This is a genomic window from Brumicola blandensis (assembly GCF_031846165.1).
Taxonomy (GTDB): Bacteria; Pseudomonadota; Gammaproteobacteria; order Enterobacterales; family Alteromonadaceae; genus Glaciecola; species Glaciecola blandensis.
Genome location: NZ_JAVRIE010000001.1, coordinates 786,378 through 803,140, shown reverse-complemented (window position 1 = coordinate 803,140; position 16,763 = coordinate 786,378). Strand labels below are relative to the sequence as shown.

At 42.2% G+C, this 16,763-nt stretch carries 13 protein-coding genes; all 13 read left to right on the top strand.

Annotation, left to right across the window (positions count from 1 at the left end; genetic code table 11):
* Positions 1 to 2 precede the first annotated feature (2 nt).
* The 13 genes from RM544_RS03500 (at position 3) to RM544_RS03445 (ending at position 16,758) form a co-directional block, all read left to right on the top strand.
* On the top strand, positions 3 to 524 hold the full coding sequence (locus tag RM544_RS03500; protein WP_311360373.1) for a gamma carbonic anhydrase family protein: 522 nt from the start codon (positions 3 to 5) through the stop codon (positions 522 to 524).
* 518 nt (positions 525 to 1,042) lie between these two features.
* Positions 1,043 to 2,272: a nucleoside recognition domain-containing protein gene (locus tag RM544_RS03495; protein WP_311360372.1), complete on the top strand. Its 1,230-nt coding sequence runs from the start codon at positions 1,043 to 1,045 to the stop codon at positions 2,270 to 2,272.
* A gap of 271 nt (positions 2,273 to 2,543) precedes the next feature.
* Positions 2,544 to 3,023 carry a GAF domain-containing protein gene (locus RM544_RS03490; protein WP_311360371.1) on the top strand — a complete coding sequence of 160 codons (480 nt, stop codon included), beginning with the start codon at positions 2,544 to 2,546 and terminating at the stop codon, positions 3,021 to 3,023.
* 2 nt (positions 3,024 to 3,025) lie between these two features.
* Complete coding sequence (locus tag RM544_RS03485) at positions 3,026 to 3,307, top strand: hypothetical protein (RefSeq protein WP_311360370.1); 282 nt, start codon at positions 3,026 to 3,028, stop codon at positions 3,305 to 3,307.
* Between the two features lie 25 nt (positions 3,308 to 3,332).
* Positions 3,333 to 3,977 carry an RNA chaperone ProQ gene (gene proQ, locus RM544_RS03480; RefSeq protein ID WP_311360369.1) on the top strand — a complete coding sequence of 215 codons (645 nt, stop codon included), beginning with the start codon at positions 3,333 to 3,335 and terminating at the stop codon, positions 3,975 to 3,977.
* Positions 3,978 to 4,005: 28 nt separating this feature from the next.
* Positions 4,006 to 6,090 (top strand): carboxy terminal-processing peptidase, encoded by a 2,085-nt coding sequence (prc, locus tag RM544_RS03475; RefSeq protein ID WP_311360368.1) that lies wholly within the window; start codon positions 4,006 to 4,008, stop codon positions 6,088 to 6,090.
* Positions 6,091 to 6,190: 100 nt separating this feature from the next.
* A complete protein-coding gene (locus RM544_RS03470) occupies positions 6,191 to 7,531 on the top strand; it encodes a sodium-dependent transporter (protein WP_311360367.1) in 1,341 nt (446 codons plus the stop codon).
* A 9-nt stretch (positions 7,532 to 7,540) separates the two neighbouring features.
* Positions 7,541 to 9,013: a Na+/H+ antiporter NhaC gene (gene nhaC, locus RM544_RS03465; protein ID WP_311360366.1), complete on the top strand. Its 1,473-nt coding sequence runs from the start codon at positions 7,541 to 7,543 to the stop codon at positions 9,011 to 9,013.
* Between the two features lie 88 nt (positions 9,014 to 9,101).
* The gene (pepN, locus tag RM544_RS03460) at positions 9,102 to 11,750 is read left to right on the top strand and encodes an aminopeptidase N (RefSeq protein ID WP_311360365.1); all 2,649 of its coding nucleotides are present in this window, start codon (positions 9,102 to 9,104) and stop codon (positions 11,748 to 11,750) included.
* 22 nt (positions 11,751 to 11,772) lie between these two features.
* Positions 11,773 to 11,997, top strand: a complete 225-nt coding sequence (locus RM544_RS17670) for a DUF2835 family protein (RefSeq protein ID WP_409220039.1) — start codon at positions 11,773 to 11,775, stop codon at positions 11,995 to 11,997.
* A gap of 176 nt (positions 11,998 to 12,173) precedes the next feature.
* A complete protein-coding gene (locus RM544_RS03455; protein WP_311360364.1) occupies positions 12,174 to 14,249 on the top strand; it encodes a DUF1302 domain-containing protein in 2,076 nt (691 codons plus the stop codon).
* A gap of 10 nt (positions 14,250 to 14,259) precedes the next feature.
* Positions 14,260 to 15,624: a DUF1329 domain-containing protein gene (locus RM544_RS03450; RefSeq protein WP_311360363.1), complete on the top strand. Its 1,365-nt coding sequence runs from the start codon at positions 14,260 to 14,262 to the stop codon at positions 15,622 to 15,624.
* Between the two features lie 54 nt (positions 15,625 to 15,678).
* Positions 15,679 to 16,758 carry a WD40/YVTN/BNR-like repeat-containing protein gene (locus tag RM544_RS03445; protein WP_311360362.1) on the top strand — a complete coding sequence of 360 codons (1,080 nt, stop codon included), beginning with the start codon at positions 15,679 to 15,681 and terminating at the stop codon, positions 16,756 to 16,758.
* Positions 16,759 to 16,763 lie beyond the last annotated feature (5 nt).

Sequence of the window (16,763 nt, the reverse complement as noted above, 5' to 3'; positions counted from 1 at the left end):
ACATGATTTATCAACTAGGCAATGAAAAAGTCAGATTGGGCAATAACACCTACGTTGCACCTAGCGCACAAGTGATGGGAAAAGTCATTTTACAAGACAATGCTAGCGTCTGGTTTAATGCGGTGATAAGAGGTGACTGTGATCTCATCGAGGTGGGCGAAGGATCCAACGTTCAAGACGGTTCTGTGCTGCACACCGATTATGGCTACCCGATGCAAATAGGCAAAGGTGTGACAATAGGTCATAAAGTCATGCTTCATGGTTGTACTATTGGTGACTATTCTCTTATCGGTATCAATGCGGTGGTATTGAACGGCGCTAAAATTGGACATCATTGTGTTATTGGCGCCAATGCACTGGTCACAGAGGGAATGGAAATTCCTGACTATTCAGTAGTGATGGGATCGCCAGCCAAAATTGTAAAGCAGGTAAATGAAGCTCAAGCGGTAATGCTGGAAAAGTCTTCGGAACACTACCAAGAGAATGCTAAGCGTTTCGAAGCCGACCTGACTGTTCAAGAATAGTCACATTTATGAATCGCAATGCTTAGAACACAAGCCCAGAAATAAAAAGGCCCGGAACAAAAGTTCCAGGCTTAGGGGAATGGCCCATTACTGAGCCGTGCGCTAACTTTTACTACTAATACACTTGGTTAATTACAATTAGTAAACAACTGTCTTTCAAACCAATCATGCTTAACCGATACTACGTATTTGAGTACAACGTCCATATCAGGGAGAAGCGTGTTACAAAATTAATCGGACAGATATAATAGACTAAAACTGAGTAAAATATAAACAGGTTTTTGCAATTAATTTATGAAACTTCAATAACATAAACATAGCATACAATATTTGTGAAATCTAAACCTTTTAAAGTCAGTAGCTTAGCTAATTATTTGTGAACAGTTTACACATAGGAAATAAACAATTTATCCACAGATTTTTCCACAATCATATGGATTTTGTTCTACCAAATTACCTTCGTTCACATATACTAATGCACCGAGACCCAATAATAACGAAAATAAACAAGGGACTAAATGTTACATAAAATCTGGCTATTCTTTATTGTAAGTGCGTTTATTGCCACGTGCGCAAAAGTGGCGATTACAGGTGACTTAGGCGGGTTTGAAGAAGTCATGAATGCGATTGTGTCCATGGCAAAAACGAGTGTTGATATCGCGATAGGTTTGATCGGTTTGCTTGCATTTTGGTTAGGCATATTTAAAGTTGCTGAACATTCAGGCCTAATCGCTAAATTCTCAAGAGTTCTCGAACCTTTACTATGCCGCATTATGCCTGATATTCCGAAAGGGCACCCAGCCTTGGGAAGCATCACAATGAATATGTCAGCTAATGTGCTTGGGCTAGATAATGCTGCCACGCCATTCGGTATTAAAGCGATGCAAGATATGCAAAGCCTCGCGCCAGTGAAAGACACCTTAACTAATTCTCAAATTTTGTTTCTAGTACTAAATACATCATCAGTGACTTTGTTTCCAATTGCCGTCTTCCTTTATAGAGCAGAACAGGGAGCCGCGCAGCCTACAGATGTTTTTATCCCAATTCTTCTCGCCACAAGCGCTTCTACCTTAGCTGGTTTGTTCATCACTTGTGCGGTACAGAAAGTAAATCTGTTTAATCGAGTTGTGCTCGGGTATTTAGTCGGCGTCTTTAGTCTATTGGCTGCGATTATTTTGTATTTTTCAAATTTAGCGGCAGAGCAATTGGCCTCACAGTCATCCTTGGTCGCTAACTTTTTATTACTGCTATTTATCGTTCTAGTGTTGGTCCTAGGCTGGCGCAAGAAGAAAAACACCTATGAATTATTTGTCGACGGCGCTAAGCAGGGTTTTGAAGTCGCGATTACTATCATTCCATTCTTGCTCGCAATGCTGTTTGCCATTGGTATGCTGCGAGCAAGCGGCCTGCTCGATATGGTTATGCAAGGCATTGCCTATATGGTGTCTGCTGTTGGTCTTGATACGCGATTTGTTGACGCGGTTCCTAATGCATTGATGAAGCCCTTGAGCGGCAGTGGTGCAAGAGCGTTGATGATAGAAACGATGCAACATCATGGTGCCGACTCTTTTGCTGGGCGACTTGCATCTGTGATGCAAGGCTCAACTGAAACCACATTTTATGTGCTCGCGGTTTATCTTGGGGCGGTCGGCATCAAACATAGTCGATATGCTGTTGGTTGCTGTCTAGCTGCTGATGGTGCAGGTATTTTTACGGCCATCATGGTGAGTTACTGGTTCTTCGGTTAAGGAGTTATGTGACGGGCTCGTGTTAAGCGCTGGTATAAAGGTGTATAAATAAACGGCGTAAAACTGTCATAAAAAAGACGATTTGCTTGAAACATGAACGTTGACACAAATAGATACAATTAAAAATAATAAGTCCTTTAAAAGGCTTCTATAAGATTTAGAGCGAGTGCTACTATACTCCGCTGTAACCTAAACGCAGAGGCCTTACTTGGCACATAAATAGTATTTTATGTCGCTTTCGTAGTATCTCCACAGCTATATATAAGAATGAATGAACGATAAACAAAAACACTATCAGTTAATTAATGCTCAAGTTGCTGCTTTAATTGATTCGGAGCCGGATCGCATTGCGAATATGGCGAATATTTCAGCGGTTCTCTACAATCAACTAGCTCAGGTAAACTGGGCCGGTTTCTACTTGTTCAAAGAAGAGCAATTAGTATTAGGTCCATTCCAAGGTCAACCAGCATGTATACGTATTCCAATGGGAAAGGGCGTCTGTGGCACATCCGCAGAAACACAAAGTACCTTACTAGTAGACGATGTACATCAATTTGACGGCCATATTGCCTGCGATGCTGCTTCTAATTCTGAGATTGTAATCCCCATTATTTCGGCTTCCGGCAAGCTATATGGTGTCCTAGATATTGATAGTCCTGTACACAATAGATTTGACCAAGATGACAAAGCTGGATTAGAAGCGCTTGTTGCACAATTTGTGTCAACCTTCGATGAGAGTATAAGCGAGTAAACATGAAACATTTTGTTGATATACACACGCTTTTGAGTACGCCAGATGACATGGAAGACATCCATGATGATGCATATGATGCCTCAGAAAAACTGAATACTATTTTGCATATGGTCTACGACGCTATTGATGAAGACGAAGATGCCGATAGAATTAACAGAATAATGGAAAAAACGTGGGAACATTGGCACCAAGATCGCTATTTATTAGAGATTGAGGTTGACGACTTGGTTGATTGGGTGGATCATCTACTATCAACTTGGGATGATTCCGAAGAATCTTAAAGACGACAGAACACGAAGTAATTTAATGGAAGAACAACAAAAATTAGCAAACAGCAAAGAAGTATTAGCTTTTCTTGCTGCAGAATACCCTAAATGCTTTTCACTGGATGCAGATGCAAAGCCACTTAAAATTGGGATTTTCCACGACCTAGCCTTACGTTTAGAGGGTGACCCTCGAGTAAGTAAACGCTTGTTGAGAATGTCACTTCGACACTACACCAGTAGTTGGAAGTATTTGGCGTCAATCAAAGAAGGTGTACATCGCGTAGATCTCGATGGTAAAAACGGTGACTTAGTCGAAGGCGAACATGCTGAACACGCTGCGCAACAGTTACAAGAAAGCAAAGCGAAAGCAGCCGAAAAGCGTCAAGAGCAAAAGAAACAAGCGAATGACAAAAAAAGCTATAAGAATAGAGCCAAGATTCCAGGTAAGGGCGCTGCTGGTGATAAAAAGCCAAGTGATAAGCGATCTAAACCAGCACCAGCGAAAGTAAAAGTAAGAGAACTTAACGATGATGACCTAAAAGTGGGTGTTCAGGTTTCTGTCAAGGTAGGCAGTACACCAATGGCAGCTACCATCACGGACATTGCAAAAGATGGCATTCAAGTGCAACTTAATTCCGGCATGACGGTCAAAGTGCAACGAGCCCAGTTGAGGCTTACAGTTTAAGGTCGGGCAAATTAGTAAGGTAGATTAAATGCAGAGTAATGTAGTAAAGACTTTTAAAAAACGATTTGTTTCAGTTGCAGTCACCACGTGTTTAGTTGGTGGAATCTCTTTTTTCAGTTACAGCCTACCCGGGCCCAGCACAGAAACCACAGGTGTGATTCCTGAGCTTAAGCAAGAGTCGCAACATGGTAAATCGGCAAAACGAATTACTGACCACTTTACTCGATCTCACTACAAGAAAATTGATATTGACAATGCTTTGTCTCAAAAAGTCTTTGACCGCTACCTGCGTTCACTTGATTTAAACAAAAGCTTTTTTTACGCCAAAGATATTGCGAAATTTGAAAAGTTAAAAAACGACTTTGATGATGCCATTCGTAAAGGTGATCTCGACATTGCTTACGACATTTACGAAGTAAACTTAGAGCGTCGTGCTGAACGATTTAACTATGCATTGACGTTACTGGACCTTCCGTTCGATTTCGAAAGAAAAGACGATAAGTATTTTTATGATCGTGAAGAGTCGGCATGGGCAAGCACTGAGGACGAGTTAAACGAAGTGTGGCGTCAACGTGTGAAGTATGATGCTTTAAATTTAAAGATGGCTGATAAAACATGGGAAGAAACCCAAGACATCTTGAAAAAACGCTATGAGCGAGCGATTAAACGTTTGTCTCAAACTAAGAGTGAAGATGTTTTTCAGACTGTGATGAATTCATTTGCTCGTAGCATTGAGGCACATACTTCGTATTTAAGTCCACGTAATACTGAACGTTTCCAGATGGAAATGAACTTATCCTTAGAAGGCATTGGCGCCGTACTGCGCAGTGAGGAAGATCACACTGTTATCGTTAGCCTAGTGCCAGGAGGCCCTGCTGATAAATCTGAAAAGGTAAAACCAGAAGACAAAATCGTTGCAGTTGCGCAAGACGGGGAGGAGTTCGTTGACGTTGTTGGTTGGCGTTTAGATGACGTGGTGCAGTTGATCAAAGGTCCAAAAGGCAGCGTTGTTACTTTGCAAGTATTGAAAGGACAAGGCGAGGGCAAGAAATTAGCTGAAGTTACCATCACACGTGACAAAGTGAAATTGGAAGACCGAGCTGCCAAGTCTGAAGTTTATATTCCTGAGTCTGGTCCAAATAAAGGGCAGAAATTAGGTGTAATCAATATCCCAAGCTTCTACCACAATCTTCATGTGGACGTTAAGAAAGAACTTGATAAGTTAAAGGAAGAAGAAGTGAAGGGCGTTATCGTTGATTTACGCGGTAACGGCGGTGGTTCACTACCTGAGTCTATTTATTTAAGTGGTTTGTTTATTGAAAAAGGCCCGGTGGTTCAGGTCAGATATGAAAATGGACGAATCAGTGTTGACCGTGACACCGACGGGGTGGTGCATTATGCAGGCCCCTTAACGGTCATGGTTGACCGATATAGCGCCTCTGCAAGCGAGATTTTTGCAGCTGCCATGCAAGATTATGGCAGAGCCGTTATTGTTGGTGAGCAAACGTTTGGTAAAGGCACAGTTCAGCAACACCGTGGTTTAAGCAGAATCTATGACCTTGACGAAAATCCATTGGGCGCAGTGCAGTTTACCATTGCAAAGTTCTACCGTATTAGCGGTGGTAGTACCCAATATAAGGGGGTTACTCCTGATATTCTTTACCCTTCACCCATTGATCCTGCAGAGTGGGGCGAAAGCAAGGAAGAAAATGCGTTACCATATGACAGTATCCGTAAAGCAAACTACAGTCAGTTAGGTCGCTACGATGGTATGATAGATGTATTAGCTGCCAAACATTCAGCGCGCGCAATGAAGGATCCAGAATTTGGCTATATCTTTGAAGATATCGAAGAGTACAACAAAAACAAAGATAAAGACTATATTAGTCTTGTTGAGTCAGAGCGCTTAGAAACTCGCGCGGAAAACGATGACCAAGCCTTAACAAGATTGAATGAACGTTTAAAGCGCATGGGGCTTGAACCAGTAGGTTCCTTGGAAGACGATTTACCAGACGAGATTGATGAAATCGATCCATTCCTAGCTGAAGCAGCGAATATCACGTTCGATATGATCAGTACTGGTAGTTACGCATTAAACTTAAAAGAGTCGTAAAAAAATAAAATAAACAATAAGGCAGCGTTTTGGCTGCCTTTGTTGCTTTTGCAATACCAATATCAAAAAATAAAAACAATAATACAGTGATGGGGTAATTATGAGTGCACGCGGTGAGTTCTCCTCGCGAATAGGATTCGTGTTGGCGGCGGCAGGTTCGGCGGTTGGCCTTGGAAATATATGGGGCTTTCCTACGAAGGTTGCTGAGAATGGGGGAGCCGCGTTTGTGCTCATGTATTTGATAATGGCCTTTCTTTTGGCTTATCCCGTACTCATGGCCGAATTGATCATAGGTAGAGCTAAACGCGCCAATATGATCGATGCACTCAGAGGCATCTCCAGTAACAAAGCGAGCAAAGTAGCTGGCGTTATGACCGGTTCTCTGGGCTTGTTGACGGTTGTTTTCATCCTTGCGTTTTACAGTATTGTTGCCGGATGGATGATCGCTTTTTTCATCGACGCTGCGACTAATATGTTCTCACTCAATATCCCTTGGTTAACTGAGTTCTCTATCCCTCGAAACCTAAGTTTCATGATTTTATTCCTATGCTTGACTGGCTACGTAGTCAGCGGTGGTATTAGTAATGGTATTGAGAAATGGTCAGTTCGTTTAATGCCCACTTTGTTTGCAATCATTATTATTCTAATTATTTACGTGAGTTTTCAGGACGGAGCTTTAGAGGGCTGGAAGGCTTATTTAGTGCCTGATTTTAATCGCGTGCTAGATCCAGACTTATTGATTGACGCAATGGGTCAAGCATTCTTCTCAATGTCCTTAGGTGTCGGGACTATGTTAGTTTACGGGTCTTACATACAACGTAATGAAAACTTACCAAAGCTGGGTGCATCTGTCGCCTTAGTTGACATCGGCGTTGCCGTATTTGCAGGGATGTTAATAATTCCTGCAATGTACGTAGCAGCGAATAACGGTGTACAAATATTTACTGAAACGGGTGCACTAATTTCAGAAGATAGCCTTATTTTTCAAGTGTTACCTGCTTTGTTTGCCACAATTGATTTAGTCGGCTTTGTCGTAGCGACCGCGTTTTTTGCGCTGATGGTCATAGCTGCACTTACGTCATCTATTTCAATGCTTGAAGTTCCTGTGGCATATTTGGTTGATAGCAAAGGCATTAGTCGTAAAAAGTCTTCAGTCTTACTGACATTCTGTGTGATGCTTGTGTCGGCGCTAATTGTATTTAACTTTGAAGCATTGTTTGTCTTGGTCATTACTTTAACAACTAAGTATAGCCAACCACTACTCGGTTTTGTGTTGTGTATTTTTGCTGGCTGGGTATGGCGCAGAAACGATATCCTCAACGAGCTGAAGCATGGCAATGATAATATTGAGGGTAGTTGGTTCTGGCGAATTTGGCCTTGGTACGTGCGTTTTGTGTGTCCAGCTGTTATTGCCTTCATGTTTTATCGTTCATTAGCGTAAGGAAATCTAATGTCATCCACTCAATTAAAAGAGCCGTCACTTGTAGACGCTTTGATCCCTATTGTATTACTCGTGTTTTTTATGGGAAGTGCGGTATTTTTATATGGCGAAGACTCTTCTTATGGACCCAATCAGATAGCACTATTGCTCGCGATGGGTGTTGCTGCGCTAATCGGTATTAAAAACGGGCATAACTGGAAGTCGATAGAAGCAGGTCTAGTGAAAGGCATTTCAATGTCTTTAGGTGCCTGCATGATATTATTTGTGGTTGGCTCGCTAATCGGCACATGGATGTTATCTGGCACAGTACCTACATTAATATACTATGGACTGAGTTTGTTAAACCCCACTTTCTTTTATGCTGCTGCTTCGCTCATCTGTGCCGTAGTGGCTATGAGTATTGGTAGTTCATGGACAACCGCGGCAACCGTTGGTGTAGCGCTGATTGGCGTCGCTACAGGTATGGAAATGTCACTCGCAATTACGGCGGGGGCGGTTGTTTCTGGTGCTTATTTTGGTGACAAATTATCACCTCTATCAGAGACCACAAACTTAGCACCTGCGATTGCCGGTACTGATTTATTCGAGCACATAAAATACATGCTTTGGACCACGATCCCGAGCTTTGCTATCACCCTCATTATTTTTGTCGTGATTGGTTTTACCGAAGATACCAGCGAAGTTTCCGACAGTATTGCAAAAATGCAAAGCACATTGCGCGAACAATTTGTCCTTGGGTGGTATCTATTGGTGCCCCTTGTTGTTTTATTAACGCTTGCCATTCGAAAAGTACCAGCCTTTCCTGCAATCGCCATCGGCGCATTGTTGGGTGGTGTTTGGGCCTTAATTTTTCAAGGCGACTTGGTCGATTCAATGCTCAGTAATGAACGTGCTCCATTTATACAGAATCTGATGGTTGTTTGGAGCGCATTGTTTGAAGGCGTATCTTTCGAAACCGGCGATGCTAATTTAGATACACTGCTTAGCCGAGGTGGCATGTCAAGCATGCTTAATACTGTCTGGTTAATTATTTGCGCCATGAGTTTTGGTGCTGTCTTAGAAAAAGTAGGGCTGTTAAAAGCCGTCGTTGCCACCTTTTTGAAAGGCGCGAAGAGTGCTGGTGATATGATTACGCGTACTATCCTAACGTGTATTGGCACCAATATTATTACTGCAGATCAGTATATCAGTATCGTAATGCCAGGTCGTATGTACAAAGAAGAGTTTGAAAAACGTGGGCTGGATCAATTGAATTTATCTCGTAGTTTGGAAGATGGCGGTACCTTAACGTCACCTTTGATTCCTTGGAATACATGTGGTGCTTACATGTCAGGTGTTTTAGGGGTATCGGTTTACGACTATTTTGTTTACGCATTCTTTAACTTAATAAACCCTGTGTTAGCTGTTATCTACGCATTCTTGGGCATTAAAATTTTACGCTTGACGCCCCCGAAAGTAGAAATTGTAGACGGTAAAGCATAAAGTAGGCTGCAGTTGCAGAGGCTAAGTAATTGAACTAGGCCCAATATGGGCTTAGTTTGTATATTCATTTTATTTAAGCTAGGACTTTATGACTCAGAGCATTAGCAAAAAGCGCAGTGATTATCGTGCGCCAGAATACCTTATCGACACCATCAATCTTTTCGTTCGCTTACACCCTACTGAAACTAGCGTTGTATCGGAACTTAACATCCGCTTGAACACTTCCGTAGAGCGCCATGACGCGGATTTGTGTTTAGATGGCCAAGACTTACAGCTTAAGGCTGTGTTATTAAATGGTGAACGTGTAGATTCCTATGTTCAAAACCAAAATCAGTTGATCATTCCTTACGAATCTATTAAAGATTTAAAAGAATTCACCTTGAGTATATCAAATACGATAAACCCTCAGGATAACGGTTCTTTAGAAGGCTTATATCTTTCAAACAATGCCTACTGCACCCAGTGTGAAGCGGAAGGCTTTCGAAAGATCACTTACTTCTTGGATCGTCCAGACGTTTTGTCAGTCTACACGGTCAAAATTGAGGCTGATAAACAACAATTTCCTCATGTCCTTAGTAACGGTAACTTAATTGAAGATACTACGAATGAAAGGGGCCTTCGCTGTGTTACTTGGCATGACCCTTTTCCAAAGCCGTGTTATCTCTTTGCGTTAGTTGCTGGTGACTTTGACAAATTAAGTGATTCTTTTACTACGAGCTCTGGTAGAGAAGTGGCACTCGAATTATTCGTTGATAAAGGAAAACGTGAACAAGGTCATCATGCTTTATCCTCATTAAAGAAAGCGATGAAGTGGGACGAAGAGACCTTCGGCCTAGAATATGACCTAGATATTTATATGGTTGTGGCAGTCGACTTTTTCAATATGGGGGCAATGGAAAACAAAGGACTAAACGTTTTCAACAGCAAATACGTGCTAGCCGATGCGAACACAGCCACCGACGACGACTTCTTTAACATTGAATCTATTATCGGTCATGAATATTTCCATAACTGGACAGGAAATAGAGTGACTTGCCGAGATTGGTTTCAATTGAGTCTTAAAGAGGGCTTAACCGTATTTCGTGATCAAAAATTCTCTGCTGACATGTTTAGTGAGCTCGCTACAAGAATCAATCAAGTGAAAGTAATGCGAGAGCATCAATTTGCTGAAGATGCAGGCCCTATGAGCCACCCAATCCGTCCTGACGAAGTAATTGAAATGAATAACTTCTATACGGTAACGGTTTACGACAAGGGTGCAGAGGTTATTCGTATGCTGCACACTCTGCTAGGTGAATCAGGATTCAGGGCTGGTATGGATTTGTATTTTGAGCGGCATGACGGACAAGCCGTCACTTGCGATGATTTCGTTAATGCGATGCAAGATGCCAATGATGCCGATTTAAATCATTTTAAATTGTGGTATTCCCAATCTGGAACGCCGGAGGTGACGGTAGAGAAAATACCGAAAACTGAACATGAACCAATGCGCTTACAATTTTCACAAACGACCTCACCGACAAGTGACCAAGTTAACAAACAGGCCTTGTATCTACCGATTAAGCTTGAATGTATTGAGTATAATGGGTCCAGTGTGGCATTGGACCTACAACAAGGCACGTTCGTTTTAGATACAGAAACCGCAAGCTTGGATGTACATGCCAATGATTGTGTGCCCGTTTTACTCAGTGACTTTTCTGCTCCAGTCAAAGTGCATTACGACTATTCATTAGAAGAGCTCTTACTTATTTTACAGCATGCGCAAAGCGACTACTCTCGTTGGGACGCCTCTCAGTCTATATATCAACGCTTGATCACGCAGCATTACGAATCGATGACATCTCAAAAGAATAAAGACGTTGTTCAAGCGAGCAGAATCGATAATGATGTGATAGAAATCTTGCAAAAGGTCTTTGTTGAATTAGAACATGAGCCAGAGTTACTTAGCGAGTTGTTAACTGTTCCCAGCACTGAGTCTTTAATGCAAGGTCTCAGTGATGTCGATCCTTTATTACTGGTGGCCGCTAAAAAGAACGTTATTGGTGAGCTCTCAAGAGCGCTGAGTTCCTATTTAATTACTCGTTATCAGGCCTTAACTAAATTAGACAAAGACTATGTTTACAACAAAGAGTCAGCTAACCATCGCCGATTGAGTAATGCCATGTTGTATTTACTGGCGAGTAATGACACAGAAGAAGTGCAGGCCATGATACAAGACCGGTATCGGCGAGCGGATAATATGACCGATTTGCTTGGGGCACTCAAGGCAGCGCAGCAGTCATCACTTTCTTTGTTTGAAGACTTGATGCAAAAATTTGAAGAAAGCTACCAAGATAACGCTGTTGTGATGGACAAATGGTTCTCTTTGCACGCAACAACGAGTTATTCAGATATTCTGGAGCGCTTGACCTTATTGGCAAGCCATCGTCAGTTTAATATGAAAAACCCGAATAAGGTTCGTTCTTTAGTAGGTAGCTTCGCTTTTTACAATACGGCTGGGTTTCATGCCAAAGACGGTTCTGGCTATCGGTTCCTTGCCGACTACCTCATTAATTTAGATGCGATTAATCCGCAAGTAGCCGCACGACTGGTGACGCCATTAATTCAGCGCAATGGCTATAATCAACATTGTAATGATTTAATGAAGAAGCAGTTGGAAAGAATAATGGCAAATAAGACCTTAAGTAACGATTTATTTGAAAAGGTCAGTAAAAGCTTGTTATCAGACGCTGACTAATAAAACACGCAAGATTGCATGAATGAAACAGTATATCTTTAATATTAAATTGAGTTATCGAGAATGTGAAAATTTATACGAGAGCTCAATTCAATCAATAGTGGTCACCGCAATCACAGGCGAAAGGGTTCAAATCCCAAGCACGAGACTGCGCCGCTTTGTTGAACCAACTGGCATAAGCGGGAAATTCTGCTTAATGGTGAATAAAGAGAATAAAATTCACTCCTTTGAAAGGGCAATTGATTGAAAAAAAGCCATTTGTCGGCCTTTTTTAGTCCCAGTTCCGCTTTATTACATGAATATTGCTGAACTGGTACGATTTGTTCTTGCGATTGATGTAAAATGATGTAATCATTTTGTTAATAGTTTACGTATTACTAGAAAAATATCGTTAACAACGATAGTTCGGGAGAAAGTAGGAACATGACAAATAAGCCTCGCGCATTCAAAAAGTCTACATTAGCAGCAGGTATCGCTGCGTTGTTGGCGGCGTCTTCACAAAGCGCATTAGCAGCTGATTGGGATTTCGGTGACGTTTCCGTTACCTTTGACTCAAACTTCACACTAGCAACAAGCATTCGAACTGAAGATCGTGATTTCGGTCTTATTGGGCACAGTAATCAACCCGGTTTGGATTGGACTGGCTACAACGCTGCCACTAACGTAATTTATCCATCTGCTGACGTTTGGGCGTTAACAGACGGTGCATATTCGGCAAACGGCGATTTGGGTAACCTTAACTACGACAAGGGTGATGCCTTTTCAACCCAGTTCGTTGGTTTACACGAACTAGAAATAGCTTATGGCGACTTCGGTTTCTTTGCTCGTGGATTCTATTTCTACGACTTTGAAAACTCGGACAACGACCGTGCTTATGCTAATCCAATTAATGGCGATGTTTATGACGTGTGTCGTGACGATAGAGCGTCTGAAGAGCTATGTAGCGATTTCCGTCTATTGGATGCTTTCGTTTATGCCGATTTTTATGTGGGTGACATGCCTGTTTCTTTGCGTCTAGGTGACCAAGTCGTCAGCTGGGGTGAAAGCACCTTTATCCAACACGGTATCAATACAACCAATCCAGTTGACGTTACTCGTGCTCGCGCACCAGGTGCAGAATTGAAAGAAGTATTCATTCCAGTAGGAATGCTATTTGGTTCTGTGGGTCTAACAGATACGATTAGCTTATCAGCTTATTATCAATATGAGTGGGAACGCTCAAGATTGCCTGTGGCAGGTTCGTACTTTGCTGGTAACGATTTTGCAGGCGAGGGTGGTTCGTATAACAATATTCAACTTGGTTTTACTGGAAACCCTGATATTGATTCGGCAACCTTGATTACGCAATTAAATGGCCTTGGTGCAGCGCTAGCTGCTGGTGCTGATCCAGCGACGATTGGCCAAGCTTATCTAGCTTACCCAACAAAGGTTGCAGTAAGAGCACAAAGTGATGAAGCACATAATGACGCCGATGACCAAGGTCAGTATGGTATTAAGCTGTCATGGTACGCTCAAGAGTTGAACGAAACTGAATTTAGTTTCTACCATATTAATTACCACAGCCAGCGTCCATTAGTAGCAGGTATTACTTCAGACTTTAGTCCAGAAGCAATACAAGCTGATTTAGCTTTACTAGTGCAAGGCGTTAATCGCGACAATTTAGCTGATTTGCGTGCGTTCACGAAGTCAGAGTTCGATTACCCTGAAGACATTAAATTATACGGATTTAGTTTTAACACTAATATCGGTGAAACAGCGTTTGCTGGTGAGTTTGCTTACCGTGTAGATGAACCATTACAAATAGACGATGTCGAATTGTTGTATACGGGGATGCCGGAGCAACTTGCTAACGCAGGTTTACGTCCAGATTTAGCGGGTATATCTCAACTAAACAACATTGGTCGTAACGTTGGTCCAGGTCAAACTGCAGAAGGTTTTCTGACATCGGATACATGGCAAGCACAGATGACAGCGTCACACGTGTTTGGTCCAAAGTTTGGTACAGATAACTTTATTTTATTGGGTGAAGCAGGTTACGTGAAAGTCACCGACTTCCCAGACCCTGAAGTGATTCGTTTGAATGCGCCTGGTACTGCAAGAACACCATCACTAGAGCCGGTTAGAGATTCTAGTGGCAACATCATCAGTGATAGAGCTGGTTTACATGTTGGCTTATCTGATGGTCCAGAAACAAACCCATTCGCGACATCGGGAGCGTGGGGTTACCGTTTATTGGCAGTTGCCGATTTCAATAACGTATTTGCAGGAATCAACTTGCGTACTAGAGCTACTTTTGCTCATGACGTAAATGGCACAACGCCGGATCCATTATTCTTATTCTTGGAAGACAGAAAGTCAGCTAATTTATCATTTACTTTCGATTACTTAAGCAAATGGTCAGCTACCGCTTCATACAACGCTTTTTGGGGTGGTATTGGAACCACAAACGCATTAGCTGATAGAGACTTTGTATCTTTCAATATTAAATACGCAATTTAAGGACGTAGTAATGATTAAAAAACTAGGTTTAATCGCAGCAGGGCTTTCAATTGCTTTGGCTGGACAAACTTTTGCTAAGGTTTCTGAAGCCGAGGCAGCTAAGTTGGGTAACGAATTGACACCACTTGGCGGAGAGAAAGCAGGTAATGCTGATGGTTCAATCCCAGCATGGACAGGCGGAATTACTGAATTACCAGCAGGTTACAAGCCAGGCGATTTCCACATCGACCCTTTTGCTGACGATAAAGTGTTATTTACCATTACAGCGAGTAACTACAAAGAGTACGCTGAGTTCTTGAGTGATGGTCAACAAAAAATGTTTGAAACATATCCGGACACCTACAAGATGCCGGTATATCAGACACGTCGCTCTGCATCAAATCCACAAAGTATATATGACGCAACTAAAGCCAACGCAACGCGCGCTGAGTTATTAGATGGCGGTAATGGTATTAAAGGCGCTGCAAAAGGGATTCCATTCCCAATTCCAGCAAATGGTTTAGAGGCTATTTGGAATCATACTTTACGTTTCCGTGGCGAAGCAGTACAACGTAATGGCGGCCAAGCTGCAGTAACAGCAAGCGGTGCGTTTAACGTTATCGGTTTTGATGAGCAACTAATGATTAAATACGCTGAGGACGATGCTACTCCTGAGTCTTTGGCTGCGGACAACATCTTATTTAAGTTTAAGCAAAGTGTTACCAGCCCAGCGCGTTTAGCAGGTACTGCACTTCTGGTTCACGAAACGGTTGACCAAGTGAAAGAGCCTCGTCAAGCGTGGACATATAATACCGGACAACGTCGTGTTCGTAGAGCACCAAACATTGCTTATGATGCTCCGGGAACGGCAGCTGATGGTCTTCGTACAACCGATGATTTCGATATGTATAACGGTTCACCTAACCGTTACGATTGGAAATTATTGGGTAAAAAAGAATTGTACGTTGCCTATAATAACTACGCTTTGCATAGCGACAAAGTAAGTTATGAGGACATTTTGAAGCCAAATCATGTTAACCCAGAACTAACACGTTTTGAGAAACACCGTGTTTGGGTTGTTGAAGCGACTCTGAAAGAAGAGTTCCGTCATGTTTATCAGAAGCGTGTTTTCTACATCGACGAAGATAGCTGGCAGATCCAAGTGGCAGATATGTACGATAATCGTGGCGAATTATATCGTGTCGCAATCGCACATGGTGTAAACTATTACGACGTTCCAACACAGTGGTCTACATTGGATGTATACCATGACCTAAACTCTCGTCGTTACTTGGCGATTGGTTTGGATAATGAAGAGCAAATGTATGACTTCACTATCGAGCCAGATGACCGAGAATTTACGCCTCAAGCGTTACGACGCGCAGGCAAGCGATAAGATAAAGATGAACGGTTGGCTGAGCCAGCCGTTTTTTTTAACTACGGTGTATAAATGACATTCAAACTTAATAAACTTTTCCTAACGGGTGCTTTTATCTTCGGTGCCAACGCACTTTTGAGTTCAGCCTACGCTGAAACAGCTTATCTCGCACCTCACGTTAAAGATTCCCTTTTGCTCGATATTGATGGTAGCAATCCAACTGTTATCGTCGGTGAAAGAGGCCATATTTTACTTGGCCAAAGTGCTGAGGGCGGTGCTTTAAATGATGCTGATTTTAAACAAGTTAGTGTGCCTACCAAAACAACCTTAACCGCTGTCACCCAGGTAAATGACAAAGTGTGGGCTGTTGGGCATGATGCGAGTATCCTGCACTCTTCCGATAAAGGTAACACATGGCTTGTTCAATTGAGTATGCCAGAACTTGATCGCCCATTCTTAGATCTTGTTTTTTTCAATGAGCAAGAAGGTATTGCTGTTGGCGCCTACGGTCTTTTTTATCGAACAGAAGATGGCGGTGTTACTTGGGAAAAGGAACTGCATGCATCCGTATTACCACAAGACGACATTGATTACTTAGAAAGTATTAAGGATGATCAGCAATTCTACGAAGAAGAATTGTCATTTATTCTGCCTCATTTCAATCGACTTTCTGTCAAGGGTGGCCTAGTTTATATGGCTGGTGAGGCTGGTATGCTGGCTGTCAGCGAAGACAAGGGACGTTCTTGGAAACGATTTGATATTGACTATATGGGCTCCTTCTTTGATGTGTCTAGTTTAGGTAATGGACACATTTTGGCTGTTGGTCTACGTGGTAATGCCTTTGTAAAGCAAGTTGAGTCTGAACAGTGGGAACGTCTAGAGACGTGTGTTACCACATCTCTCAACTCAATTATTTTGGGTAATGAACAATCAACATTTGTTACCGGTAATAATGGAGTCGTGCTAGCCATCGATAACCAAAAAGTCATGCTAGATGAGGTTCAGGCCGAAAATGAAGAAGGCTGTGCGATGCACACATCAATGAAGCGCATAAAGAATGAGTTAAATGACGCTATTCTTAATGGTCGTTTTATCAATGACGCTATATTAGCAGTTACCGCCTCTGGCATTAAGAAAGTAGAGATAAACTAAATACA

Coding starts and splice junctions, on each gene's coding strand:
- pepN (WP_311360365.1), top strand. CDS start 9,102: ATGACTCAGAGCATTAGCAAAAAGCGCAGTGATTATCGTGCGCCAGAA.
- RM544_RS03485 (WP_311360370.1), top strand. CDS start 3,026: ATGAAACATTTTGTTGATATACACACGCTTTTGAGTACGCCAGATGAC.
- nhaC (WP_311360366.1), top strand. CDS start 7,541: ATGTCATCCACTCAATTAAAAGAGCCGTCACTTGTAGACGCTTTGATC.
- RM544_RS03445 (WP_311360362.1), top strand. CDS start 15,679: ATGACATTCAAACTTAATAAACTTTTCCTAACGGGTGCTTTTATCTTC.
- proQ (WP_311360369.1), top strand. CDS start 3,333: ATGGAAGAACAACAAAAATTAGCAAACAGCAAAGAAGTATTAGCTTTT.
- RM544_RS03490 (WP_311360371.1), top strand. CDS start 2,544: ATGAACGATAAACAAAAACACTATCAGTTAATTAATGCTCAAGTTGCT.
- RM544_RS03470 (WP_311360367.1), top strand. CDS start 6,191: ATGAGTGCACGCGGTGAGTTCTCCTCGCGAATAGGATTCGTGTTGGCG.
- RM544_RS17670 (WP_409220039.1), top strand. CDS start 11,773: ATGAAACAGTATATCTTTAATATTAAATTGAGTTATCGAGAATGTGAA.
- prc (WP_311360368.1), top strand. CDS start 4,006: ATGCAGAGTAATGTAGTAAAGACTTTTAAAAAACGATTTGTTTCAGTT.
- RM544_RS03495 (WP_311360372.1), top strand. CDS start 1,043: ATGTTACATAAAATCTGGCTATTCTTTATTGTAAGTGCGTTTATTGCC.
- RM544_RS03450 (WP_311360363.1), top strand. CDS start 14,260: ATGATTAAAAAACTAGGTTTAATCGCAGCAGGGCTTTCAATTGCTTTG.
- RM544_RS03500 (WP_311360373.1), top strand. CDS start 3: ATGATTTATCAACTAGGCAATGAAAAAGTCAGATTGGGCAATAACACC.
- RM544_RS03455 (WP_311360364.1), top strand. CDS start 12,174: ATGACAAATAAGCCTCGCGCATTCAAAAAGTCTACATTAGCAGCAGGT.